This is a genomic window from Brevundimonas sp. (assembly GCF_050729455.1).
Classification (GTDB): domain Bacteria; phylum Pseudomonadota; class Alphaproteobacteria; order Caulobacterales; family Caulobacteraceae; genus Brevundimonas.
Genome location: NZ_JBOHLI010000002.1, coordinates 121,358 through 144,972, shown reverse-complemented (window position 1 = coordinate 144,972; position 23,615 = coordinate 121,358). Strand labels below are relative to the sequence as shown.

Below are 23,615 nucleotides of genomic sequence, written 5' to 3'. Positions count from 1 at the left end.
ACTGGGGTTCGAAAAAGGAGCGAGAACAGCCTCCGGTCCTGCCGATCGCATTTGTCAGAACAGCCTGTTGTCCAAGCGCGGGTCCTCGCCGGGCGACTCCATCACGACCACCGGGTCCGGGCCGGTGAGATGATCGATGGTCGGCAGCTTTTCGATCACCTGCTGTCTGAAATGATTGTCGCCGAGCGGGTGAGGAATGAAGTCGTAGTTCGGGTCGCACTGGCGCAGGGTGACGTCCAGATGGTCGCCGTTTGGACCACGGACGACGGAGTGCGAATGGAAGCGTAGCCGGTTCTCGAAGGTTTCGCCGCGGGCGTTGAGCCAGCCGTGGACGATGGTGAAACCCGGGTTCGTCTCGATCCAGCGGCGCGCGTTGTCATGGCATCGGCCGGGCTCCGGACGCCAGCCTGGCGTCTGGTCGCCTAGGTTCGGTAACCTGATCCCGGGCAGCGCTGCCGCGAGTGTCGCGGCCAGGTCGTCTCGGTCCACTGCAAACTCCAGGTCATCCGTGTGCGTGTCGCCCCAGGATGGCGACCTCCCGAGCGGGACCGCGAGGTTAGGGCATTCGGGGGATTGGACAACGCATCTGCCATGGGTGAGGGCGAGGGGGGGACGTCTCGCCATCCGGCTGGGGCGCCCTTCAGGGCGGCGGGCGAGCGGCCGGAACCGGCCGCCGAGGGGAGGGCGGCAGACCCGTAGGCCTGCGGGGCGAAGGGGGTGACTGTCTAGGGCAGGATAGGTTTTGCGCTGGCAATGTCTGACGGACACCCTCTCCCATGGATCGCCTCACCATCCGCGTTTTACCCGATTTGATCCGCCGGTTCGACGCCGCGGCGGTGGATCAGGGCGGACGGTCGCGGCTGCTGCGCCGGCTGATGGAAGACGCTGCGCAGACGTCCTTTCCCGAGCGCTTGGCGGCCCCGGCGGAGCCGAGGTCGGGCAAGCTGACTGTGCGGCTGACCGAGGTGGAGATGGCGCTGCTGCAGGCCGAGGCGGCGTCAGTCGGGCTGTCGCGGACGCAGTGGTCCGTGTCCCTGATCCGGCGTCGGCTTGAGGGACGGGCCCAGTTCACCCCGCCCGAAGCCATGGCGCTGATCGAGTGCCGGCGCGAGCTGCGGCGGATCGGCGTCAATGTGAACCAGATCGCCCGCGCCCTGAACACGGCCGTGATGGAGGGGGCGGTTCTGGGCCTGGAGGTGGCGCAGCTGGACGCCTATCGGGCCGAGCTGCGCGGCTGGGTCGAGGCGCTCGGCGATGCCTTCGAAGGCAATCTGGCCTACTGGTCGGAGCCTGTCCGATGAGTGATTTTCGACCGCCGTCGGGGTTCGAGGAGGCGCTGCGTCCACCGGTCGATGTGCGACGGGCGCGGCTGACGCGGGCGGTCTTGGGGCGGCTGCGTGGGGCTGGCCCGGGTGATGCGGCCGCCCGGTTCGAGCGCGTCGCGCGTCGGGTCCCTGAGGTGATGGTCAAGATCACCGGGCGGACCCGTGACGGCGCCCACCTGGGCGCCCACCTGGCCTACATCAGCCGCAACGGCGCCCTGGCGCTTGAGGAGTCGGACGGCGAGCGCCTGGACAGGGTCGGCGTTCGTGACCTGGCGGACGACTGGGCCGCCGAGCTGGCGATGGAGCCGCGCGGGCGGCGGGATGCGCCGGTCTCGCTGTCGGTAGTGTTGAGCATGCCTATGGGGACGGACGCAGGTCGGTTGCATGACGCAGCCCGGGCCTTCGCCGGCGAGGTGTTCGGCGGTCGCTTTCCCTATGTCTTCGCCCTGCATGACGAGGGGCGTCATCCCCATGTTCATCTCACCGTACGGATGCTGGGGCGGGACGGTGAGCGGCTGAACCCCCGCAAGGCTGACCTGCAGCTATGGCGCGAGCGTTTCGCCCATGCGCTGCGAGAGCGGTCGATCGAGGCGGAGGCGACGCCGCGTCGGGCGCGCGGCGTGACGCGCAAGCCCGAGCGGACACCGGTGCGCAAGCTGCGGGAGCGGTTCGAGGCGGGCGGCGGTCCGGCACCGCGGGTCCTGCGTGACGCTGTTCGGGATGCGGCGAATGACGAGGGTGGGGCGGAGCCGTGGAAGGCGGCGCTGCGGGCGCGGCGCGACAGGATCGTTCGAGCCCTGTCGGCGGAGGCGGTTCGGCTCGGGCTGTCGGGAGACAAGGACGGGCGCCGCAAGGCCGAGACGGTCGTCGACTTCGTCAAGGCCTTGCCGCCTGTGGAGACCCGGCGCGACGTGATCCGGCGCAGGCTCGAGCTGTCGGAGCGCGAGCGACCGCCGCCGGGCGACGGGCGGTCGCGGTGATCAGGCGGGCGGCGGCGTGAGGTCGAGCCGCAGAGCCTTGCCGATGCGGTCGGCGGTTGTCTCGAACACGCCGGCTTCTTCCGCATAGATGGCCCAGTCGCGGACCCGGTCGGCGATCTCCGAGACGAGGCTGATCGCCTTGCGACGCTTGAAGCCGCAATGGGCGCCGAAGGCGAGGAGGTCCTCGAGATGGAAGTCGTCGCGCTTGCCGTTCAGGCTCATCTGGTGGGCGTTGGTCCAGTCGCCTGAAGGGTTCCAGGCGTAGGCGACGTCGAAGGCTGGAGACAGCCGCCAGGCGCCGGAGCGATCCATCAGGAAGGCGATGTTCTTCACATGGTCGTCCTGGTTGCGGATGAAGATGTTGAAGACGGCGCGGCGGAACTGCTGTTCGAGGTCGACGGCGTCCAGGTTGAGCAGTCGGATGGTCTCGATCGCCTGTTCGTAGCTGTAGGCGCCGGCGGCGTTGAAGTCGTAGTGGCGCAGGGCCGCCAGCGACTGCATGTGGACCTTCCTGCCGGTGGACGTTCGGTCGAAGCGGCGGGTCATGAAATGGCTGCGGCCGCCCTCACGGTGCAGGCGGCACTCGGACATGTCGATGCCGGCGTCGCGCGCCATGAGCGAGAAGGCGTATTCGATCATGCCGAACCCTTGCGGGTCGGCCAGTTCCTTGTCGCGATTGTTGCTGACCCCGTCGAACTTCATCAGCCAGTAGCCGAAGCCGGCGTCCGCCGAGACCTGTCCGGACCGGAACTCGCCGGTCTCGGGACTCCAGGCCAGAACGGCCTTGGCGCGAGCGCCGCCGGCGGAGGTGCCGACACGCAGGATTTCTTCCAGGGTGGCCTGATCGTCCTCGCCGCCTAGGGCGCCGTGCATGTCCTTGCGCATCGACAGGACCTGGCTGGCGAGATCGACCAATTTGGCGATGTCGAGCCGACGCGAGCGGCGGTTTGTTTGGCCCTGGGTGGGGTGGAACTCCAGGGCACCCATGCCGCGTTCGCCGATATAGCAGAGGCGCTCGACCGGGTTGAAAGAGGCGGCGGTCCGGTTCTGGCGCGCCAGCCAGGTGTCGATCAGGGCGTTGCCGTACTTGTCGGGCAGGGAGTCGGCTAGAAGGCCGGGCAAGCCCTTGAACGCGGGGCGGGGCAGATCCGGGAAGGCATAGGGCGCTTCGGTCAAGGGCATGACCAGAGGGGCGACCTCGCGGGCGCTGACGGCGAACTCCGGAGTGTATTGGAAGACGCCATAGCCCTCGTCTTCGAGCCAGGTGACGGCGCCGATGTCACGGCCCCAGAGACGGATAGTGGCGTCAGTCATTCATCATCTCCCCAGGTCCAGGGCTCGGCCGGCTTGGCCCCGGCGCCGGTTGCGCGTCGCCGTTCGGTCGCGGCGGCCAGCCGGACCCGATCCACCGGCCGGACATCGACCGGGGGAGCCAGGGTCTCGATGCGATCGCCAAGACCCAGGGCGTCCATCACGCGCAGCAGGGTGTCGAGGGAGGCGTTCTCTCCGGCTTCGAGGCGCCGCAGGGTGTTGATCCCGACGCCGGCGTCCTCGGACAACTGGCGCTGGGTCAGGTTGCGGCTCAATCTCTGCGCCGCGAGACGTTCGCCCAGCACCCGGGCGCGCCGTACGAGGTCCGTTTCCGCTCCGGCCATGTTAGAACCCTTATATGGGTGACTATGGGCGTTGTAAGTACCAGTACCCCGTAAATGGGTGTTTACGTACTTTGTTGCGAATATCCAGTTAAAACCCGTATGTGGGTGTTTGTGAGGGTATCTAGCATCAATCACCCTTATATGGGGTGTTGCGCTTTAAAGCTGCTCAGTACGCAGCCTAGCGGCTTCGATCGGTATTTCGCGGGCGTAAGCGTTCGCTGCGTTCCTGACCCCTTCTGAGCGATACAAGGTCCGCGGCGCGGTTTAGCAGACGACGCTGCGCTTCCGGTTCCGACACCAGATTGCGCACGACGACCGCGGCCATCTTCAGGCGTCGATCCAGATCCATGGCGGCGTTCGGCACCCGGGGCGTCTCCCCCGCCGCCTGCCGGTCCCGCTCCCGCGCCCGGTATCCGGAGACCTCCAGCCCCTGAGCCCTGGCCTGGATCCAGACGTCTCGCCGAAAGGTCTCCTCGCCCTCGACCCGCAGCCGGGTCCAGCCGCGATGACGGGCCACCTTGAGCATGTCGGTGATCGTGTCCGGATAGGCGTGGGGCGTGCTGAGGCGTCGTCCATGATCCCGGAAGGCGGGCTCGGTCGCGCGAGGGTCGCGGAAAAAGGCTTCCGGCCGACCCTGGCGGTCGCGTTCAATCAGATAGCGGTCGAGCAGGGCGGGGGGCAGGTCGCCTTTGAGGGTGGATCGCTCGGTCTTCTCACCGCGACGCGTCCGATCGGGACCAAGGCGATTGTCTGGCGCAGGGCCGCCGGCAGCGGGAGAGGTCGAGCTCATGGCTCACGCTCCAGGACAGGGGCCTCGGTCAGGGCCCGATCCAGCCAGGCCGACATCTCAACCTCAGAGGCCCCGGCGGCGGGAGGCGGGCAGCCTTCGTCGGCGAAGGCGCGAATGACGGCGTCGAGCTCCATGTCAGTCTCCGGCTGGGTTTGGATGGAAGACGGGGCGGTCGAGGGGGGATCAGACGCCGGGGCGGCGATCGGGTGCGCAACCGGGAGGGCCGGCGGCGGCCTGAGGCGGCGCAGGAAGACCCGCTCCCGGTAGTAGCGGATCTTGCGGCCCCGGACCGGCGGCAGGCCCGCCTTGAGCACGATCAAGTCGCGGTCCGACAACTGCATCAGCTCCTGGGGCAGCATCAGGGCCCGGCGTTGTTCGGAGACGGTCAAGCTCCGGCGACCGGCGGCCAGACCGCGCGGCCGGCTCAGGCTACGGCCGGCGTAGGTGTAGAAGCCGAGCCGGTCGCTCAGTTCCTGGGCCACCCGCAGCTCCTTGGGGGCGAACACCACCTCCAGTCCGCAGTTGGTCAGGATCTCCTCGGTGACGTCGGGACCGTAGAGGGCGCGCAACTGCGACGGGCTCTGGATCACCGGCAACAGGCGCAGACCGTATCCGGCGACCCAGGAAAAGGCGTGGGCCAGCACCGGCGCCGGCCCCAGCCGGGCGAACTCGTCGAGCAGCACCAGCACCGGCCGGTCCTCGGGGCCGGGCAGGGATCGGCTGCTCAGATCCACGAGCTGCTGGAACAGCAGGCTGTAGAGAGGGGCGACGCGGACCATGTCGGCAGGGCTGGCCCCCAGGTAGAGCGACAGGCCACCGCGCTGAAGATCGCGCAGATCGAAGTCGGAGGCGGCGGTGGCGGCGTCGGCGAGCGGGTTGAGCCAAAGACCCATGCGGCTGGTGATCGACTGGCGGATCGAGGCGAAGGTGTTGTCGCTGGAGGCGCAGAAGTCGGACAGGGCCGAGACGCAACCGGCGGGCAGGGGGCGACCCTCCTGGCGACGCGCCTTAATCAGTTTGGGAAAGCGGACGCGCGGGTCGCCCTGGGTGAGCTGGCGGAAGATTTCGCCAAGGGTGAAAGCCCGTTCGGCGGTCGCCGCGACCCAGGCGCCGACCCCGATGAATCCGGTTCGCGCCGCTTCAGACCAGAAGGGATCGGATTGCGGCGGCGTCGGGAACAGCATCAAGGCCATGCGCTGCAGCTCATCCAGGACGGCCAGGGCGTCGGTGCGGTCGATGTGGCCCAGAGGGTTGAAGCACGTGGTGCGACCGTCGCGGGCGAGCGGATCGAACAAGAAAATCCTTTGTCCGGCCTCGGCCCGGAAGCCGGCGGTGGCGGCGTAGTTCTCCCGCTTGATGTCGAGGACCACCACCGAACCCGGCCAGCTCAGGAGGTTGGGGATCACCACCCCCACGCCCTTGCCGGTGCGCGTGGGGGCGTAGAGCATGACGTGCTCCGGCCCGTCAGCGATCAGGAAGTCGCCGCCGTCGCGACCCAGCAGGACGCCGGTCTTGGCGCGGAGGCCGGCGCGTTGCTGCTCGGAGACGGAGGCCCAGCGCGCATCCCCGTGCAGCGGGCGTCGGCGGGACAGGAGGATGGCCACGATCAGGATCAGGCCGGCCAGGCTGGCGATGGAGAGGCCGACGAGGATCCAGCGGCCGACCCGCGGATCGTCGCGGTAATACCAGAACCAGGCGGGGAGGCGGGCCGGCTCGACCGAGGCGGAGAGCTGGCCGAGGCCGACCAGGGCGATGACGGCGGCGAGAACGAGGAGCAGGCCGGCCGTCGCGAGCGCGCCCAGGACCAGCGCCGCCGCCCTAGCCGCCGGAGGCGCGCTTGCGAAGCGGGTCATGCCAGACCTCCGTCATCAGGTAGCGGCCGTCGACCTTCTTCATCTGCACCACGACATCGACCATCAGGTGCAGCAGGCTGCGGATGTCGTCGCGGGGCAGGTCCCGGCCCCCTTCGGATTCGCGCACCAGAAGGGTGAGTTGTTCGAAGGCCAGGGCCGCCGAGTCCGCATGCACAGTGGTGATCGACCCCGGGTGGCCGGAGTTGACGGTGCGCAGGAAGAAGAAGGCGGTGCCGTCGCGCAGCTCCTGCAACAGGATCCGGTCCGGCCGCATGCGCAGGGCGCTTTCCAGCAGGGCCTTGGGGCCGATCCTGGCCAGGCCCTGACCATCCTTGGCGTAGAGCAGGTGGACCGCGTTGCGGTGGGGGACGACCAGTTCGCGCGTGTCTTCGATGGTCAGCAACCGCTCATGGGCCGGGATAAGCTCCACCAGGCCCTTGGCGAAGGTGGTCTTTCCCGAACCGGTGGCGCCGGAGATGAGGATGTTGCGCCGGCTTTCGACCGCCAGCCGAAAAAAGCCGGGCCAGTCCCGGGCTTGCCGCAGGACCATCAGGGCGGCGTCCGTGGGATCGACTTCGTCGCCCGTCATGAAGGTCGACGCAGAGAAGAGGCCTGCGGCTTCGAAATCCTCCAGGCCCATGCGGCGGGTGGAGGGCTTGCGGATGGTCAGGGAGATCATGCCGCTGGGCACGGCGGGTGGAAGAACGATCTGGCATCGCTCGTTTCCCGGCAGGACGGTGGAACAGATCGGGTGTTCGGCGTCGACGTCCTGCCGGGTGAAGGCCGCCGCCGCCACGGCGAGGGTGTGCAGCCAGGCCTCGGTCAGTGCGGGGACGTCGCGCCAGCGCCATTGACCGGCCTGTTCGATCCCGACCTCTCCCGGGCGATTGACCACCACCTCCGTGACCGTGTCCGGCTCCAGGAAGGGGCGGAGCGGCGCGAGATAGTGGTCGAGGACCGTGGTGTCCTCCATCAGCGCGGCCGAAGGCGATAGACGTTCGCGAAGTTCAGATCCTGGGCGACGAAGATGGAGACGTCGGCGCCCTGCGCCTTGCGCAGGGTCGGCGGGATGTCGACCGAGTTCTGCAGGGCGACGGCGGCGGCGTCGGAGGGGACGCGCGCCGAGGCCTGGAAGTCTCGCCCGCCGCCTGCCGCCGCATAGACCCCGTCGTCGATGATCGATAGCAGGAGCGCGCCGCCGAAACGGTCCCAGAAACGGGTGTCGATCTCGCCGTCGAAGCCCGATCGGCCCAGGGCGTCGGTCGCGGGCGAGGCGAGGGCCACGGCCACGCCCGTCGGGGTGACGGCCCGCGTCCAGAGAACGAAAAGCCGCCGACGTCCGGCTTCGAGCCCGCCGCGATATTCACCCAGGACCCGGGTCCCGCGCTCCATCAGCACCACGGCGCCATTGTCGGAATAGACGTCGCGGGACACCAGGCAACTGACATAGCCCGGGGTCGAACTGTCCATGGCGGTCTGCAGGACGCAGGGCAGGCTGGTCCCGGCGACGATCAGGAGGTTGCGATCGGGGAGGCGACTGGCGTGGGCCTGGCCGATGGGGCTGAGGCGGCGGAGCGCCTCCAGGGAGGTCGGACTGTGTTCAGGAGCGACCGACTGCGGCGTCGCTTGATCCGGGCCGGGCGAGGCTCGGCTGGAGCGGCTATAGGCCAGCAGGGGCGCACGCTGCGCGCTCTCGGCCAGGGCGCGTCTCTGATCAGCCGCCGAGACGCCCGAGGGCGCGGCGGGGCTCGTCTCCCGGGACCGTTCGATCGCCGGCACGGGATGTCCATTTTCGCTCAGGAGCGGCGCATTCGGATCATCCGCTGCGTGGGCGAGCAGGGGCGGCTCGGGACGGCGGGCCGGCTCGAAGGGCGCGCCCTGGCGGGCCGGTTCGTCGGCGGGAGGGGATTTCCGATCCCGGGCATCGCCCCGGTCCCAGGTCGCGTAGAGGAAGACGCCGCAGCCGGCGGCGAGAGCGGCCAGGGTGATCATCCGCCCCTGGCGTCCGCCCAGACGTCCCGCGATGGGGGAAACGCCCCGGTCGTGGCCGGTCGCCGGACCCTCGGGATGATCTGGAGCTGTCTGCGGGGGCGGCGGTTCGGCGTTCATGGCCGGTCTCCCGTCAGTTCGCGCTCGACGGTCGGAGAGGCCGTGACGCCGGACGTGGCCACGCCGCGGGGGTTCCAAGCGTCGTTGAAAATGCAGAGCACCGAGGCGCCGCGACGCAGGCGCAAGCCGCGGGCCGTCCCATGAATGACCACGAACTCGCCGCGGACGTCATAGGGGATGAGCCGCTCGCCGCCGTCCTCGCCGACCTCGAAAATGGCCGGGATGGACTGGGCGCCGGGGAAGCGCAGGACGGTGAAGCGACCGTTGTCGCTTGCCTCGCTGGGCTGAAGCCGGCTGTCGCCCTGGACCGAGTAGGCGAGATTGCGCGGCCCCTGGAGCGCGCCCTGCTGCAGCTCCAGGCCGACGAGGCGTTGCTCCGCCAGGTCTGCGGCCCGGGTGAGGCCGGCGGCGGCGCGGGCCTGTTCGTCGTCGGGGTAGAGGAAGCGGATCTGATAGGTGATCGATGTGCGGGCTCCCGGATCCCGTGCGATCAGTTCGAAGGCGTAGTGACGGGCCTGGCCCGCCCGATCCGTGACCACGAGGAGATTGGTGCTCTGGTGGCGTTCGCGCGGCTTGAGGAAGAGGGCCGAGCCCTCGGCGGCGACCTCCCAGGCGACGCTGTCGCCGATGGCGGCGTGCCGGATCGTCTCCTCAGGTGAAAAGATGATCTGGGTCGCGGTGCGGAAGGCCCCGGCCACGCGATAGACCTCCCCGGGCGCATAGACGATCTCGCGCATCCGGGCGTCGGGTGTTTCCTGGCCAAGCGTCGGACCGGCGAGGGCCAGGACGCCGAGGCTGATGGAAAGGGCGAGGGCTTTCATCGGATGACCTCCGGGTCGGCGCGATAGGAGATGACCTGGAACCCCAGGGGATTGCGCAGCCGGTCCGCCTCCGTCATCGGCGCCCAGGTCCAGGTGAAGGCTATGGTGGCGATCCAGTCGCTCTCGACGACCTGTCGGGCGTGGCGGACCGTGCGGCGGAAGCGGACATTGGCGACGTCGTCATTGATGAAGCTGATGGCGCGGATGGCGACCGCAGCCTCGCCGTCGGGACCGTAGAGGTTCTGCGGGCTCTGCGGGTTGGAGCCCCGGTAGAGATCGGTCCAGCGCGTCTGTTCGCCGGGCGCCGAGAGGATGGACACCATGCGGAAGGCGTCCTCGGCGGCGGGATCGAGGTAGCCTTCCCGGGCGCGGACATACTGGGCGAGAAAGTATTTGCTGACGGCCTCGTCGTAACGCGCCGGTCCCTGGTCGGCCGAAAGTCCCCTGATCACGTCCACCGCCCCGGTCGATTGATCGACCCGGATGACGAAGGGCTCGCTGGTCTTCAGCGGCGTCAGGGCGATCACGGCCAGGCTCGAGGCGACGGCGAGAAGCGTGGTCGCGCCGGCCGCGATCCAGGCGAAGCGCCGCGAACGCAGGGCGGACGACAGGCGGTCCTGATCCCAGCGCCGAGCCTGGACGAAGTAGCGCTTCAACTCGTCGGACGGGACGCCGGTCATGCGCAGCCTCCGGTCGGCGGCGCTTCCGCCTCGGCCGTAGCGGCGGTCGGCTGCGGTGTCGCCGGCTCGGGCGACAGGACGGAGCCATAGGGGTTGGCGGGGCGTCTGGAGGCGCCGTCGCAGGTCGGCAGGGCCGGGGCGGGCAGGGAGGCGCAGGACCCGAGGAGGCAGGCCGCCAGAGCGCAGATCGAAGGCAGCAGGAGGCGAAGAGACATGTCAGGCTCCATTCGGTCGGATGGTTCCGCCGCCTCTGGGCGGCTGGCGGCTGGCTTCCTGAGGTCCGCGGGCGGTGCCCGAGCCGGCTCCCAGGGTTGCGGCGTTGGCGAAATCGGCCAGACCGGCGCTGGCGCCCCCCGCGACGCCCGCGGCTATGGCCGGGGTCTGCAGGAAGAAGATCGCGCCGAGCAGGCACAGCGCGATGAAGATGAGGCCGCCGATCATGGGGTCGGCGTCTTGGATCGAACCCCATTGATCCCTCACCAGGGAGAGGACGAGCTGGAAGATGACGATCATCAGGGCGAACAGAACAAGGTAGTTCACCGCCTGGCTCAGCCAGCCGAAGAAGAAGCGGCGGGTGGCGTCGAACAGGGCGCAGGCGATGAAGGTCGGACCCAGGGTCACGAGCAGGGCCAGGGCCAGTTTGGCGACCAGGACCACGCCGAAGCCCAGGGCCGCGGCCAGGGCGCCGATGATGAAGACCGCCGCCGCGATGACATAGGGGCCGGGATTGAAGGCCGAGGCGTCGCGCGCGATGTCCTCGCCCAGCCAGGCTGCATAGGCGAAGAACTGGTCGAAGGCGGCGCCGACGCTCGGCGCCTCGGCCCCGCTGACGGCGCGGGTCAGGACATTGGGCAGGCCGGTGAAGAGCGGCTCGGTGACGAAGCTGGAATAGGCGGTCGTCGTCGCCAGGGCGTAGATGAGGGCCAGCTTGATCGAGCGGACGGCGAAATCCATCACCGGTTCGCTGATGGCGCCGCGCAGGATGGCGAAGCCGTAGAGGACCACATAGAGGACGAGGGCGATCCTCAGAGGACCTTCGACCTCGGCGATCACGGCGGACAGGCGGCTGCCGAGGAATTCGTTCAGGCGGCCGTCGACGAAGTCATAGCTCGGTTCGAAGACCCGGAACCTCATCGTCAGGGCTCCCGAATGGTCTGGGCATAGGCGCCCATCCGCGCACGACGCTGGGCCTCGGCCAGGCCCGCGCGGGCGGCGTCGCATTCACGGTCAGTGCGACCGGCCTCGCAATCCGCCACCACCCGGGCGGCGGCCTCCGGCGCTCGCGCGAAGGTCTCGGCGTCTTGTGGCGGCTGCGAGCAGGCCGCGAGGACGGCGAGGGCCAGGAGGGCGGTCCGGCGGATCATTGGAAGGCCCGCTCATAGACGGCCTGGCGCGCCGACCTTGCCGCTTCCGCCTGTTCGCGGGCGCGTTGTTCCTCCAGTCGGGCTTCTGCGGCCTGGGTCAGGGCCAACCCCTGAAGGCGGAGCTGTTCGTTCTGGATCAGGGCCTGTTCGGCCGCGAGGCGGGCCTCGAGATCCATGACGGCGCGGGCGTTGGGGGCGGCGTCGAGGGCGCGCCGGAGGGTTTCCAGGCCTTCCAGCCTCTGGTCGGAGGCCTGACTCACGGCTTCCCCGATCGCCAGATCCCGGGCTGTCCGGGCCCCGGCGCGTTCAAGGCTGTCGCGGTAATAGGCCTCCGCCGTCGAAAGGTCGCCGGAGGGCGGGGTGAAGAGGCGGGTCTCGCGGCGGATGGCGTCGGCGCGGTCAGCAAGATCGCCGAGCGCTGTCAGGTCTCCTTTCGCCGCCATCCGCAGGGCGCGAAGGTCCGGAAGGGGATTGCGGACTTCTGGCAGACCGAGGACGCCGGCCAGGGCGTTGACGTCGGAGACGGAGTTAAGGCTGTCGAAAAGAGCCTGACCCTGCTCGACCTGGGCCTGCAGGGCCCGCAGTTGCTGCAGGGCGGTGCGGGCGTCCTCGACAAGTTTGGCGTAGGCAGTCGGGTCGTGGACGATGTGCTGGGCCTGGACCGCCGGGGCTGTGAACAGGAGGGCGGCGCCGATCAGGGCCGGAAGCGGACGGGATGTCATGAGGCTCTCCTTTGGGCATGGAAGAGGTCGCGCCATTGCGCGTAGTCGGCGCCTGTTTCGGCGCGGAGCCGGTCGAGCAGGGCGACCGTTTCGGTCCGGCCCGAGAGGACGGCGAGGGCGTCGTCCATGCCGCTGAGGTCCAGTTCGACCACCACGCTGTCGTGGCCCTGTTTGACCAGGAAGCGATGGGACGCGGGCGTCAGGATGTCCCGGACCAGGTGGAACTCTGCCTGGCTCAGGCCGAAGCCGTCCACATAGTCGGACGCCTGGGCATGGGCGTTGGGCAGGAAGATCTTGGTCGCGCACTGTTCGAGGACAGCATGGGCGATCGGCGAGCGCAGGACGTCGGCGGGCGACTGGGTGCCGAACGCCATCAGGGCGTTCTGCTTGCGCCAGGTCTTCAGGCCGTCCTGGGCCAGATCGGTGAAGGCGGGATCGCCGAGGACCTTCCAGAACTCGTCGATGTCGAGGGCCAGTCGGCGTCCGTCCACGCGTTCGGCGATGCGGTGGAAGAGGTAGAGCATGGCCGGGGTCCGGATCTCGTCATGGTCCAGCACCTGGGTGATGTCGAAACCGATCAGCGACGCCTCCAGGCTCACCTCGTCTTCGTCATTGTCGAGGACCCAGCCGAGCGGGCCCCCGCGCTGCCAGCGCTCGAGCCGGGCGCCGACGCCTTCCGCGTCGCCCTGGCCCAGAAGGCTTCTCAGGGCGGCGATCGATCGCTGCTGGCGGGGAAGGCTCTCCAGCGCGGCGACGCCGTGATCGATGGCGCGCGCCTGGGCGACCGTCAGGGTTTCGTCAGGACGGCTGACCAGGGTCCGAACCAGGCGGACGAGGAAGGCGCGATTGCGGGGGGAAGGCGGCAGGGCCTTGAAGGGCGCGAACCCGGTCGGTTCGCCGTTGGTCAGGGCCAGATAGGTCCCGCCGCTGGCGCGCACGAAGATCTCGGCGCCCCGGTCCTTGTCGATGAAGATCTGCTGGACGTCGAAGCGCTCCAGCTGAGCCAGCATGAAGTTCTGCACGACTGTCTTGCCGGAACCGGAAGGGCCGCAGATGAAGGTGTGGCCCAGATCGCCGACGTGGAAGTTGAAGTAGAAGGGCGAGCCCGCGGTCGTCCTCAGGGCCGCGACGGCAGGCCCCCAGTGGTTCTCCACCGCCTTGCCGACCGGATGGGCGTGGAAGGGCGCTAGCGCGGCGAAGTTGCGCGAGGTGATGGCCGCCGGGCGGGTGCGTCGGGCGAAGGCCCCCGGAAACTGGGACCAGAAGGCGGCCTCGAGACCGAGGTCTTCACGCGCCACCACCAGGCCTGAATCCGCCAGAAGGGCGCGCGCCTTGGACAGGTGATCCGCCAGTTCCGTCGGCGTGTCGCCATAGATGAGGACCGAGGCCTGGTGTTCGCCCATGACGAAGCGGTTGCTCGTCAGTTCGTCCAACGCCTCCGACAGTCCGGTGATCTGGGATCCGGCACGGTCGCGGGCCGAGACCATCTGGTTCTGCTTGCGCTCCATCACAGCCCGGGCGGAGGCCTTGGACAGGAAGGCGAAGGACTGGGTGACGACGAAGCTGAAGCGGGCGCTGAGCAGGGCGTTCCACAGGCCCGGACGGGTTGTGGCCGGATACTCCTTGATGGCGAGGACACCCGCGTAGCGGGCGGCGGCCACGTCCCTCAGCTCGAGGGTCTCGCGGCCGAAGATGGCGCGCGTCGTATAGAGGGCGGCGCCGAGATGGCCGTAGACGATCGGGGCTGGCGCTCGGCGTCCAGTCAGGACCAGACCCATGATCTCCATGGGCTCCGAGAACCAGAGGCCGTTCCGCTCATAGAGACCCAGTCGGCGCGGGGCGTATCGGTCCAGATACTGGGCGAGATCGCGCCCCGCCTCTTCGATCCGGCGCAGAGGGATCAGGGCGGGATCCGGGTCTTCACGGCGGGCGGTGCGCAGACGCCGCATCAGGGCGGCCGTTCGGCTGGACGGATCGCGGCCCGGGTGCAGGACCAGGGTGACGAAGAGCTCATTGACCCACAGAGGCGTGGTGGCTGTCCGGGCGTCATAGGCTGCGCCTAGCTCGGCGGCGAAGCCGGATCGGTAGCCGGTGGAAGGCTCAAGCTCGACGCGGCGACGGATCAGGTGATGCCAGACGGCGAACTGCTCGTCGGCGAGATTGCGCCAGGCCTGGTTGAGCTTGACGTGCCAGTCGTTGAGGTCGCGGGCGTCGGCCGTTTCGAAGCTCGCGCCCTCGATCCTGAACACCAGCATGAGGGCGCCGTTGTCTAGGGCCACGACATGGTCGTTGACGTGCCGCGCATAGGGCAGGTTCGATCGGGCGTCACCTTCACGCGCGAGGCGGCTGGTGCTGATCCCGCCCTTAGCCACGGGTCAGCTCCGCGGCGCGGTAGCGACGGACCAGAGGAAGGGGCGAAGGCGAACTTCCGCCCCAGAGGGCGCCGTTGCGCGCCCGTCCCTTGGTGTCGACATAGACGAAGAGAAGCCGGAAGGCGTTGTGGTCGGTCCGGCAGATGGCGCGAAACACCAGGTGCAGGGCGGGCGCGACGAGCAGATAGACCAGGCTGCCGCCGATCAGGAAGACGAGCCCCGAGACGATGACATTGACCCCCATGGCCTCCATGGGCACGCCCATGATCATGGCGGGGCGTGTGCAGGCCAAGAATAGCGGGTCTTCAGCGAGGCGCTCTTCAGCCATGTCCGCCTCCGGACAAGAGGCGGGTCGCGGTGAGAGCGACGACAAGGCCGCAACCCAGGCCGCCCACGATCTGGACGAAGCGCACGGGTGAGATCAGCCGTCGGCCAAGCGCCAGTCCGAGGATGGAGGCGGCCCCTGCAGCGCTGAGGGCCAGGAGGGAAGCGGTCGGGCTCATCAGGCGCCGCCGGTGATCAGATTGACGATCTCGGCCGCGCCGAAAACGACGATGATGCCGAGCACGACAATGGCGGCGCGCCGGAGATCGAACAGGCCGAACATCCAGAGGATGCCGACCACCACGACCGCCAGCACCGCGAGGAGGCGCGCCGTATTGCCGGTCAGCATGTCGACCACGTTTTGCAACAGGCCCTCGACATTGGCCGAGGCGAAGGCGGGCTGGGCCAGCAGGAGGCTGGAGGCGCCGGCGATGAGGGCGAGGGCGCAGAGCCGGCGCGCGCGGACGGTGTGAGCAGTCATCTCTGACCTCCCCGTGAGTTTTCGGTGGATGCGAAGACAAGGGACACGGCCGAACGCGCGCGCCCGAAGACATCCCAGGCGGCGACGGGCGGCTGGTGCGCGTCGGCGGATGCGGGCGGCGGAGGGATTTCAGGGCCGGCCTCGACAAGGCCGAGAGCCTCGGCGGCGGCCTCCACCCTGGCGACATAGCCGTTGCGGAAACCCCGGCGGGGATGACCGGTATTGTATCGTGAGAAGGCTACTCTCAGGCTCTGCTGAGGCGTTTCGCCATCCTGCGGTCGGTAGCCGGCCTGGAGGACCACGGCGGCGGCGGCGAGGTTGCGGCAGGGATCGAAGGCGGCTTCCGGGGTCAGGCCGAGCCAGTCCATGTTGTCGCTGTTGATCTGGGTCACTCCCAGATCGAGGTTGGCGCCGCGTTGAAGGAGATCGCGCGCGATCCGGGCGGCGTCGCCGGCGTCGCGGGGGCGCCGCGCCGGACGCGGTCCACGGTTGACGCCTATGGCCAGAGGATCGAACCGGCTTTCAGCATAGGCGACCGCAGCCAGGGTCCGGGGCGCCACCTGGGGCGCGCAGGTCTGGGCGAGGAGGAGTATGGCGGCGAGGTCCAGCAAGATCTTGCTCCCGGTTGGAGCGGTATTCAGCCTTGCCGGGCCCTGAGCATCGACCCGCTGGTCCCCTGTCGCAGGTCTACGGTGGCGTCATCGCGGACGTCTGGCGCAGCGGCCGCATAGCGGGCCACGGCCTGGATGCGCGTTCTCACACCCAGCAGTCGGCAGGCCTCGGCGAGGTGTTCGTCGATGGTGCGTGGCGACAGGCCCAGGACCGCGCCGATCCGGGCGGAGGTCAGGCCGCCGGCGGCCAGGTTCAGGCACTGGCGCTGACGTTCCGTCAGGGCGCTCGCGGGACGCGGGGGAGGGGAGAACTGGCGCATGGGGCCAGCACATCCGGGATGCGCTCTTGCGGCCAGCCCGCAACTTCGCGACGCGAGATTTACGGCGTCTCGTCGTCGGTCGTGGACTCTTCGTCCGTCAGGTCCGGCGGAATCAGCTTTTCGAGCCTTTGCTTCAGCCAGGCGTTGGCGGCTTCGTCGCGACGGACTGCCTGGAGAGCCAGTTCCTTGAAGGCTCGGGTCACGGTGTTGATGATGGTGCGTCCATCCAGTTCGCTGATCCCGTCCCCCATGTCCTCGTCCAGGGCGTGAAGGGCCACCACGAGAATCTCCACCAGCTTGTTGTCCGCCGCCCTCAGGGCGAATTCCGGCGACCCGAAGGCCATGGCGGTGAATATGGCGTAGGGGTCGGAATCCGTAACCCGGGCGAAGCGGTGAATGCGCTCGTGATGGACCTTGCCCTTACCGGCTTCGAACAGCTCATAGGTCCGGGGCCGCATCCCCATCTTCTCGGCGACATCGACCGTCCGCATGCGGCGGTGCATCCGGATCAGGCGAAGCGACGCCGAAAGCGTGGCGGCTTGGGATTGGCGTTTTTCCGGTCCCATGGTCCGGCTCTCTCCCCGCTGACGAGACGTTCTGATCCAGATCCCGGCGCCTCTGCGGGTTGAAAAATGGGCCAGTGCTGACTCAAATGAAAGTCGGGAAAGTAACGGGTCCTGAGAACTTGCGCCGATACGAAAATATTGTGCGGTTATTGGTCGCCGCGGCGTGAATATCTGTAGCTCGGCGAGAGGCGATCATGAGAATGCGCGATCCCTATCATCAGGCGTTGTCGGCTCTGGCGGGGTTCGCCGGTGAGGGGCGTTTCGGATCGGGCATGCCCCTGGTCATCACCAGTCTGGCCCAGGAACTGGGACTGAGCCCCACGCCGGTCAGGGAGGCGCTCGCGCGGCTCGCCGGCGAGGGCGTCATCGAACACTGGCCCGGGCGAGGCTATTTCGCTCCCAGCCTGGCTGCGACCGATGTCGTTGAGCTCTACGACTATCATCAGCGCCTTGTTCTATGGGCGGTCGATCTCCCAACCGTGGCGTCGCTCGAACGCGCCGAAAGGCCGGAGGGGTCGCTCGCTGAGCGCCTGGAGCAGGTCTTCGCCTGTGTGACGGCGCGGTCGGGAAATCGGGTTTTGATCCGCGCCCATCGTTTGGCCGCTGCGCGCCTGCGTCCTGTCCGGCTTGTGGAGGCTGCGGCGGCCCCGCTCGAACCCGAACAGGTGGAGCGTCTTGAAGGCCTGCTTGACGCCAGCCGAGGGCTTGAGTTCAGAAGGGCCCTGGTCCGCTACCACGAAGATAGAATGTCCGCTTCGGTCAACATTGCGAACGCCATGAGGCGGTCAGGTCAAAGTATAGAGTGAATATAGCTTTCATATAGAGAGGGCCCGGCGCTCCCTGGTCGTGCCGGCGCATTCCGCGCTGGCCCAAGGAGGTACTGTCATGTTGAAGACCCTGTCCGGCCTGATCCGCCTCGGATCCGCCGCCGTCCATACCCGCGCCGAGATCGGCATCGAGAAGGCCGAGCTCAATCCCGTCTACCGTTACGACGACCTCGGCGCCCGCGCCGACATCGTACGGCTCGGCGGCGCCGAGCAGCAGACTCGAGCGGATTCCCCCGACGGTCACTTCGAACTCATCCCGGTCCAACGCTGGGAAATGAACGGCGCGACTCGCTGACACGGCCGAGGACGTCGCCCTTCAGGCGGCGTCCTCGCGACCATGGGAGATGACAATGGCGGCTGTGCTCAGACCTGACGTCCATGCTGTGGCGGTAGGCGACGCCCTGATCATTCTGGATCTGGCTGGAGACGACTACCTCTGCCTGCCGGAGGGGGCGGCGACGGTTGGAGAAGGCGAACTCACGGACGCCGCGACGCTTTCCGTCCTTGGCGCGGCGGGGCTGCTAACGACGGAGCTGGTCCCGGAGCGGCGGCCGCTCCCCCCGCGCCCGACGGCGACGGCCATTTATCAGCCCCCTGAGCGCTCGCCGACGATTGGAATGTGGCTTGGGGCGGCGACCTCGGCCTTGGCGGTCCGTGCGATCCGGAAAGGGGCGGGGGTGAACAGCTACCTCGCGCTCGTGGACGGACCGGCCGGCGACCGGACGCGGGCCCGTGTCGCCGAAGCGGCGCGCGCCTTCTGGCGTATGGCGCCCTGGCTGCCGATCGAGGGCGAATGTCTGGTGCGATCGGCCCTCCTGATGCGGTTTCTGAAGCAAAGGGGGCTGGAGGCCGACTGGGTCTTCGGCGTGCGCCTCTGGCCCTTCATGGCCCACTGCTGGGTCCAGCTGGACGACCTTTGTCTGAACGACGATGTCGAACGCCTGGCCGCCTATACGCCGATCTATCGCCTATGAGACCTTCAGACAGCGGCTACCTGATCATCCAGTCGCCGGGTGGAGACGCGGCGGATCGTCTTGTTCTGGAAGCCGGGCGTCGGGGGCTGGAGCAGGCGGGGTGGCGTTCCATCTTGGCGATCGAGGACCTTGAAGTCTTCGTCGGACCCCGCCGTCCGCCCAAGGTTCGTCTCGTCCACCGTCGCTGCATCCTCATCGGAACCTATCGCCCGCACGGCCAGGCCCTTTCGGCCCTGATCGGCGGCAGCCGCGGTTCTGACGAACTGGCCCGGGCGGCCGTGGGCGGCGGCTGGGGAAGGTATGTGCTGGCCTGGCGTACGGACGCCGGAGACCTCGCGGTGCTGCGGGATCCGAGCGGAGCCGTCGATTGCCTGACCTGGCGGCGGGGCGGATTGAGACTGGCGGCGGACCAGCCCCCGCCGGAGGCGGATGTCCTGATGCCGGCGGCTCTGGCGATCGACTGGGAATGCCTCGGCGAGATCGCCGAACAGCCCGGCCTGGTGAGCGATCAGCCGCCGTTGAAAGGTCTGACGGCGGTTGCGCCTGGGGAGTATGCGATTGTGGGCCGAACCCTGGTCCGGCATCCCGTCTGGCGACCAGCCGACATCTGGCGGACGCGCCGCGTCGACCCTTCGCCCCTGGCGCTTCGGAGCGTGGTGGACGAGGCGGTGGCGGCGGAAGCCGATGGGCAGGCGAGCCTGGTCGGCGAAATCTCGGGCGGCCTGGACTCGGCGATCATGTCGAGCAGCCTTGCCGCTGCCGGTCGAGCCGACGGCGCCCGCTTCGTCAACTATTACGGGGATTGGGCCGAGGGCGACGAACGGGCCTATGCCTTAGCCATCGCCCAAATGAGCGGGCTTTCCCTCGAGGTGGTTCGAAAGCCCGTCGCGCCGATCACGCCCGAGCAACTCGAACCTCTGGGGTGGGGCGTCCGTCCCGCCCTGCACGGGGTCGACACGGCCTACGACCAGGAGATGGCGGATCGGCTGCGAGCGGGGAAGGCGACAGGACTGGTGACCGGCCAGGGCGGCGATGCGGTCTTCTTCCAGGCACCGGATCCTCAGGTGGTCGTCGATCGGCGCAGGCGCAGGGGCTGGAAGGCTTTCGAACCCGCCTACTGGGCCGAGGTCGGGCGCTGGACGCGACACTCGGCCTGGACCGTGGCCGCGCTAGCCTTGGGAGGGGGACGAGCCTATCCAGCGCGCGCACGAGACCATCCCTGGCTGGAAAACTCTGAAGACCTACCGCCCGGCAAGCGAGGCCAGATCCTGCGCCTGGCCAATTGCCAGTTGTTCTGGGGGGACTGTCAGCGCGCGAGAGCCGCCGACCTTGTTCATCCCCTGCTCAGCCAGCCTGTCATGGAGCACGCCCTGGCCGTACCCGCCGACCTGTTGCTGGAGGGCGTACGCGATCGAGGACTGGCGCGTCTCGCCTTCGCCGATCGCCTGCCGGCCCTGATCACCGAGCGGCGGGACAAGGGCGACCTGAGCGCCTTTTATGGTCATGTCCTTCTGTCGAGCCTGCCGGCGCTGCGCCCCTTCCTCATGGAGGGGCAGCTGACCGAGCACCGCCTGCTGGACCGAGTTGAACTTGAGCGCGACCTGTCCGCCCATAGACTGATGTGGAGCGCTGGCGGCAATCGTCCGCTTCTGCTCGGGGTGCTCGAGGCCTGGGCGCGACATTGGGGCGACCGGATCGAGCGGAGGTGTGCCGCTTTTGACTCAGGCGACGTTTGGAAGGTCTGCCCGGCGACCGAGGAAGCCTTGTCTAAACCTCAGCGATGAGCGGCTCGTCGACGACTTGCGCCGCGAGCACATCGGCCTCGCGCCGTGCCCGCCAGAACGCCTGATACGAGGGGCCCCGGGAATCTGGCGGGCTGGTAGGCGCGTGGATGAACACTGGGAGGGGGGCCGGAAGGTCTGGGCCGATAATGATCGCTTCGCCGGGGCCGAGCATTGGAATGAATTGCGCCGCGCCTCGATCAAGATCACCGCAAGCGCTCTCAACGGTGTCGCGGTCCTGCTTGTTGGTCAGGCGATGAACGAACAGGGTCCCGAGTTGGCTGAGGACGTCATGCGGGATGTCGCGCGGCCGCTGGGTGGCCAGCACGCAGGTGAGCCCGTACTTGCGGCCTTCCTTTGCAATCAGGCCGAATGAATCCAGCTGTGTGCTGCCGTACTCATCGCCAACCGTCTGACCTAGAAACTGGTGGGCTTCGTCCAGGAACACGACGAGTGGGCGTTCGCGGAATGCGCCTTCGCGCGCCAGCCCGAGCAGGTGGCGGCCGATGATGTTGAGCAGGATTTCCCGGGTGTTATGCTCGAACCGGACGTCGCGGAACGAGATCACCGCAACGTCTTTTTTGGGGTCGGCCAGAAAAGCAGTAAGTTCATCGACCAGCGACGTGCCGTTCGTCTGGAAGAGGCATTCCAGTTCCGGCGAGTTGATTTGCGTGCTGATGCGGGACACGAGGGTCTCGCAGTAACCTGCAGTCGCCGGGTCCAGCCCGCCGAAGTTGGCGGGCTGATCGCGATCGGAGGAATACACGCACTCGGCTTTGATCTGATCGGCAAGGTTGGCGATATCGAAGTCGCAAAGCGGAGAATGGATCGCGTTCGCGTTAGCGGCGATCGCAGCATAGAAGGCCGCTCTCGGCCTCCCGCGTTTGGTCACCAAGCCGTTGTAGAACACGACATTCGCTGGCGGCGCACCGCCGACCGTCTGGACGAGCTTGAGGCTCTTGATTGCTTCTCGGAGCTTTGGTCCCTGGCTCTGCCCCGATGGCCGGAACAACGAGAAGAGGTCGTCCTCGGTGACCTTCCGATATGGGAAGTGCACCAGCTTGTGGCTTGCCGCTCCCGCCTCGAAGACGAAGACCTCGTCGACCGGGTCGATGTCGACGAACTCGCCGGTAGGATCGAGCAGGATCGCCTTACCGCCAGCGCCCTTGAGCTCTTGGATGAGCGTCGCGAGCGTCCAGCTCTTGCCGCCCCCCGTGGCCCCGAAGATGCCGGCGTGGCGTCCAAACACCTTCTCGGGTGGCAGACAGATGTCGACGCCGTCAGCCGCGTCAATCCGGCCGACACTGAGAGTCACGTCACCCTTGTGTGTGACCGCATTGCGGATGAGCTGGGCCAGCAGCCGAGGGTCCGCCAAGTGCACGCTGTCGCCGATGCGAGGGAATGCCGGGATGCCACGGCGTAGCTCGTTATTGCCTTGCTCCACCGCCGCGAGCAGCTGAACACGTCCGATTGGGTTTGGATCGAGAGCCTCGCCTAGGCGCGGTTCGACACTCAATCGTTCACCATCGGGAATGCGTGTTTCGATCACTCGTCCTAGCAGCTTGACGCGCTCGCAGTCGATGAAGACGAAATCGCCGACAGCGCCGCGCGACAGGCCGCGCCGCTCTGGCCGCGCCGTCGCGTTCGGGAAATTGACCTGCACCTGGGATGCCGTGACCTCAGTCACGGTCCCCAGGTACAAGCCCGGATCGACCGGGCTGGGCAGGCGGCTGCCCGTCACGGCGCGGCCTCATCGCGCAGCGATCGAACACGTGCGATATGTCGCTCGCGGTCAGTCTCGCCAACCAAATCCGGCAAGGCTTTGGCCATGTCGCTGAAACGACCGTTCAGGAGGTGAACGCGAGGATCGCCTCCCTTTGCCAGTCTGTGGAAAGCCTTCAGATAGGCGTTGCCGGTCTTGAGTTCCGGATCAACCACGTGCTCGTCGAGCTCCAGCTCTCCCGCGGGAAGGAACGCCGGGTCGCAGATCAGCAGGCGCATTGACATGTTGGCTTCCATCGCGGCCAGGATGGGGCGGCTGAGATGGTCATCGTTGAAGCCGAAGCCGGAGATGATCAGCGCTGTATCGGGTTCCCGCAGGGACGCCTGCAGAGCACCAACCATGTCGAGATAGGGCGCCTCGAATGACTCCTGATATTTGCTCGATCGTGGGTAGATGAGGATCGGATCGCCTTTGGGACCTTTGGAGCGATAGATTTCGCCGTCGATCCGACGCCAATCCACCGACCCGTGCAGTTTGTAGAGGTGGAAGACGTTCTCGATGTAGTCGGGCGCATCCTTGCCCTGTTCACGGCGCACGATATCGAAGTCGAAATTGCCCCGGTCATAGGTCTGATCGAGAGCGTGCGAGAAGCCATCGATGATCGTGAAGCGATGGCGACGGGCGGCCTCTTCAAAGCAGAGGTCATAGTTGGTCGTGAAGAACCGCGCGCGCGGCTTGCGGATGCCACGCCGCCCAATTCTCTGGATGACGGTGGCATGAGCGTCCAGCGTGGTCGCTGCGTCCACGAAGTCCACCTTCGTAAGGATCGCCTCCTCGGCATCTTTGACGAATTTCGAAACAGCGGTTGCTTCTGCCCCGTCCGACGTCTGATTGAGCTCCAGGAAGAGCTTGCAGAGCGTCAGCAGCTTTTCGATGTTCTCGTTGACCGGCGCGTTGGGAAACATCGCGCAGATCTCATCGAAGGCGACGACGCCCACCTGCGTCTTAACGGCTGTCCAAAGATCGCCCATTCCAACGGGTTGAGGTCTTTCGGCGGCATTTTGGGCCGCGAGAGATGAGCCGCTGCCTGTGAGGACGAGCAGATTTGTAGCATTGAGCGCGTTCAAAAAAGCGCTCTCGATCAGGCGCTTGGCGCCGGAAGCTTCGACCTTGCCGTCTTCGTCGCTGAGCTTGTCAGCGTAGCGTTTCCAGCCTTCATCCGGCACGTAGAGGCGCAAGTGCGCCTCGTCCGCAGGATTGTTCGCCCAGTCCGGCATCGCGCCTCGCCCATCTTCGCAAATTGCCAACAACCTTAAGCACAACTGGTAGGCGTAGAT

Annotated in this window: 27 protein-coding genes; 6 read left to right on the top strand and 21 right to left on the bottom strand. The window is 67.7% G+C overall.

The features are described 5' to 3' along the window. Positions 1-54: 54 nt before the first annotated feature. The gene (locus tag ACREEF_RS01285) at positions 55-489 is read right to left on the bottom strand and encodes a hypothetical protein (RefSeq protein ID WP_431563801.1); all 435 of its coding nucleotides are present in this window, start codon (positions 487-489) and stop codon (positions 55-57) included. Between the two features lie 287 nt (positions 490-776). Between ACREEF_RS01285 and ACREEF_RS01280 the strand changes: the two genes are divergently transcribed. After that, positions 777-1,301, top strand: a complete 525-nt coding sequence (locus ACREEF_RS01280) for a MobC family plasmid mobilization relaxosome protein (RefSeq protein ID WP_431563800.1) — start codon at positions 777-779, stop codon at positions 1,299-1,301. Continuing rightward, positions 1,298-2,305 (top strand): relaxase/mobilization nuclease domain-containing protein, encoded by a 1,008-nt coding sequence (locus ACREEF_RS01275; RefSeq protein ID WP_431563799.1) that lies wholly within the window; start codon positions 1,298-1,300, stop codon positions 2,303-2,305. Before ACREEF_RS01280 ends, ACREEF_RS01275 begins: the two co-directional genes overlap by 4 nt. Here the strand turns inward: ACREEF_RS01275 and ACREEF_RS01270 are convergent, their stop codons facing one another. From ACREEF_RS01270 to ACREEF_RS01185, 18 genes are all read right to left on the bottom strand, one after another. Then, entirely contained in the window at positions 2,306-3,619 is a 1,314-nt protein-coding gene (locus ACREEF_RS01270) for a type II toxin-antitoxin system HipA family toxin (RefSeq protein ID WP_431563798.1), read from the bottom strand. Then, the gene (locus tag ACREEF_RS01265; RefSeq protein WP_431563797.1) at positions 3,616-3,960 is read right to left on the bottom strand and encodes a helix-turn-helix domain-containing protein; all 345 of its coding nucleotides are present in this window, start codon (positions 3,958-3,960) and stop codon (positions 3,616-3,618) included. Before ACREEF_RS01265 ends, ACREEF_RS01270 begins: the two co-directional genes overlap by 4 nt. Positions 3,961-4,138: 178 nt before the next feature. After that, a complete protein-coding gene (locus tag ACREEF_RS01260; RefSeq protein ID WP_431563796.1) occupies positions 4,139-4,750 on the bottom strand; it encodes an LPD7 domain-containing protein in 612 nt (203 codons plus the stop codon). After that, positions 4,747-6,603 carry a type IV secretory system conjugative DNA transfer family protein gene (locus ACREEF_RS01255; RefSeq protein ID WP_431563795.1) on the bottom strand — a complete coding sequence of 619 codons (1,857 nt, stop codon included), beginning with the start codon at positions 6,601-6,603 and terminating at the stop codon, positions 4,747-4,749. The genes ACREEF_RS01260 and ACREEF_RS01255 overlap by 4 nt, the downstream gene beginning before the upstream one ends. Beyond that, on the bottom strand, positions 6,569-7,576 hold the full coding sequence (virB11, locus tag ACREEF_RS01250) for a P-type DNA transfer ATPase VirB11 (protein ID WP_431563794.1): 1,008 nt from the start codon (positions 7,574-7,576) through the stop codon (positions 6,569-6,571). The genes ACREEF_RS01255 and virB11 overlap by 35 nt, the downstream gene beginning before the upstream one ends. Continuing rightward, positions 7,576-8,712, bottom strand: a complete 1,137-nt coding sequence (gene virB10 / locus ACREEF_RS01245; protein ID WP_431563793.1) for a type IV secretion system protein VirB10 — start codon at positions 8,710-8,712, stop codon at positions 7,576-7,578. Before virB10 ends, virB11 begins: the two co-directional genes overlap by 1 nt. After that, a complete protein-coding gene (locus ACREEF_RS01240) occupies positions 8,709-9,533 on the bottom strand; it encodes a TrbG/VirB9 family P-type conjugative transfer protein (RefSeq protein WP_431563792.1) in 825 nt (274 codons plus the stop codon). Before ACREEF_RS01240 ends, virB10 begins: the two co-directional genes overlap by 4 nt. Continuing rightward, on the bottom strand, positions 9,530-10,213 hold the full coding sequence (locus ACREEF_RS01235; RefSeq protein WP_431563791.1) for a virB8 family protein: 684 nt from the start codon (positions 10,211-10,213) through the stop codon (positions 9,530-9,532). The genes ACREEF_RS01240 and ACREEF_RS01235 overlap by 4 nt, the downstream gene beginning before the upstream one ends. Continuing rightward, positions 10,210-10,428: a hypothetical protein gene (locus ACREEF_RS01230; RefSeq protein WP_431563790.1), complete on the bottom strand. Its 219-nt coding sequence runs from the start codon at positions 10,426-10,428 to the stop codon at positions 10,210-10,212. The genes ACREEF_RS01235 and ACREEF_RS01230 overlap by 4 nt, the downstream gene beginning before the upstream one ends. Before the next feature lies 1 nt (position 10,429). Beyond that, complete coding sequence (locus tag ACREEF_RS01225; protein ID WP_431563789.1) at positions 10,430-11,347, bottom strand: type IV secretion system protein; 918 nt, start codon at positions 11,345-11,347, stop codon at positions 10,430-10,432. Positions 11,348-11,349: 2 nt separating this feature from the next. Beyond that, positions 11,350-11,577 carry a hypothetical protein gene (locus ACREEF_RS01220; protein ID WP_431563788.1) on the bottom strand — a complete coding sequence of 76 codons (228 nt, stop codon included), beginning with the start codon at positions 11,575-11,577 and terminating at the stop codon, positions 11,350-11,352. Then, positions 11,574-12,299 (bottom strand): type IV secretion system protein, encoded by a 726-nt coding sequence (locus tag ACREEF_RS01215; RefSeq protein WP_431563787.1) that lies wholly within the window; start codon positions 12,297-12,299, stop codon positions 11,574-11,576. Before ACREEF_RS01215 ends, ACREEF_RS01220 begins: the two co-directional genes overlap by 4 nt. Continuing rightward, on the bottom strand, positions 12,296-14,671 hold the full coding sequence (locus tag ACREEF_RS01210; RefSeq protein WP_431563786.1) for a VirB4 family type IV secretion/conjugal transfer ATPase: 2,376 nt from the start codon (positions 14,669-14,671) through the stop codon (positions 12,296-12,298). The genes ACREEF_RS01215 and ACREEF_RS01210 overlap by 4 nt, the downstream gene beginning before the upstream one ends. Then, positions 14,664-14,999, bottom strand: a complete 336-nt coding sequence (locus ACREEF_RS01205; RefSeq protein WP_431563785.1) for a type IV secretion system protein VirB3 — start codon at positions 14,997-14,999, stop codon at positions 14,664-14,666. The genes ACREEF_RS01210 and ACREEF_RS01205 overlap by 8 nt, the downstream gene beginning before the upstream one ends. 174 nt (positions 15,000-15,173) lie before the next feature. Further along, positions 15,174-15,476 carry a TrbC/VirB2 family protein gene (locus ACREEF_RS01200; RefSeq protein ID WP_431563784.1) on the bottom strand — a complete coding sequence of 101 codons (303 nt, stop codon included), beginning with the start codon at positions 15,474-15,476 and terminating at the stop codon, positions 15,174-15,176. Next, positions 15,473-16,087, bottom strand: coding sequence for a lytic transglycosylase domain-containing protein (locus tag ACREEF_RS01195; protein ID WP_431563783.1), 615 nt, complete (start codon positions 16,085-16,087; stop codon positions 15,473-15,475). The genes ACREEF_RS01200 and ACREEF_RS01195 overlap by 4 nt, the downstream gene beginning before the upstream one ends. Positions 16,088-16,113: 26 nt before the next feature. Further along, complete coding sequence (locus tag ACREEF_RS01190) at positions 16,114-16,407, bottom strand: helix-turn-helix domain-containing protein (RefSeq protein WP_431563782.1); 294 nt, start codon at positions 16,405-16,407, stop codon at positions 16,114-16,116. Positions 16,408-16,466: 59 nt separating this feature from the next. Next, a complete protein-coding gene (locus tag ACREEF_RS01185) occupies positions 16,467-16,973 on the bottom strand; it encodes an XRE family transcriptional regulator (RefSeq protein WP_431563781.1) in 507 nt (168 codons plus the stop codon). Between the two features lie 194 nt (positions 16,974-17,167). On the opposite strand from ACREEF_RS01185, the gene ACREEF_RS01180 reads away from it, so the two are divergent. The 4 genes from ACREEF_RS01180 to ACREEF_RS01165 all read left to right on the top strand — a co-directional run bounded on the left by ACREEF_RS01180 (position 17,168) and on the right by ACREEF_RS01165 (position 20,558). Then, positions 17,168-17,779 (top strand): GntR family transcriptional regulator, encoded by a 612-nt coding sequence (locus ACREEF_RS01180; protein WP_431563780.1) that lies wholly within the window; start codon positions 17,168-17,170, stop codon positions 17,777-17,779. Between the two features lie 79 nt (positions 17,780-17,858). Then, the gene (locus ACREEF_RS01175) at positions 17,859-18,095 is read left to right on the top strand and encodes a hypothetical protein (protein WP_207825654.1); all 237 of its coding nucleotides are present in this window, start codon (positions 17,859-17,861) and stop codon (positions 18,093-18,095) included. A gap of 55 nt (positions 18,096-18,150) precedes the next feature. After that, positions 18,151-18,774, top strand: a complete 624-nt coding sequence (locus ACREEF_RS01170; protein ID WP_431563779.1) for a lasso peptide biosynthesis B2 protein — start codon at positions 18,151-18,153, stop codon at positions 18,772-18,774. A gap of 113 nt (positions 18,775-18,887) precedes the next feature. After that, positions 18,888-20,558, top strand: coding sequence for an asparagine synthase-related protein (locus tag ACREEF_RS01165; RefSeq protein WP_431563778.1), 1,671 nt, complete (start codon positions 18,888-18,890; stop codon positions 20,556-20,558). Here ACREEF_RS01165 and ACREEF_RS01160 read toward each other — a convergent pair. Both ACREEF_RS01160 and ACREEF_RS01155 read right to left on the bottom strand, forming a co-directional pair. Further along, positions 20,542-22,296, bottom strand: a complete 1,755-nt coding sequence (locus ACREEF_RS01160; protein ID WP_431563777.1) for an ATP-binding protein — start codon at positions 22,294-22,296, stop codon at positions 20,542-20,544. The genes ACREEF_RS01165 and ACREEF_RS01160 overlap by 17 nt on opposite strands. Then, a complete protein-coding gene (locus ACREEF_RS01155; protein WP_431563776.1) occupies positions 22,293-23,516 on the bottom strand; it encodes an SIR2 family protein in 1,224 nt (407 codons plus the stop codon). The genes ACREEF_RS01160 and ACREEF_RS01155 overlap by 4 nt, the downstream gene beginning before the upstream one ends. Between the last annotated feature and the right edge of the window lie 99 nt (positions 23,517-23,615).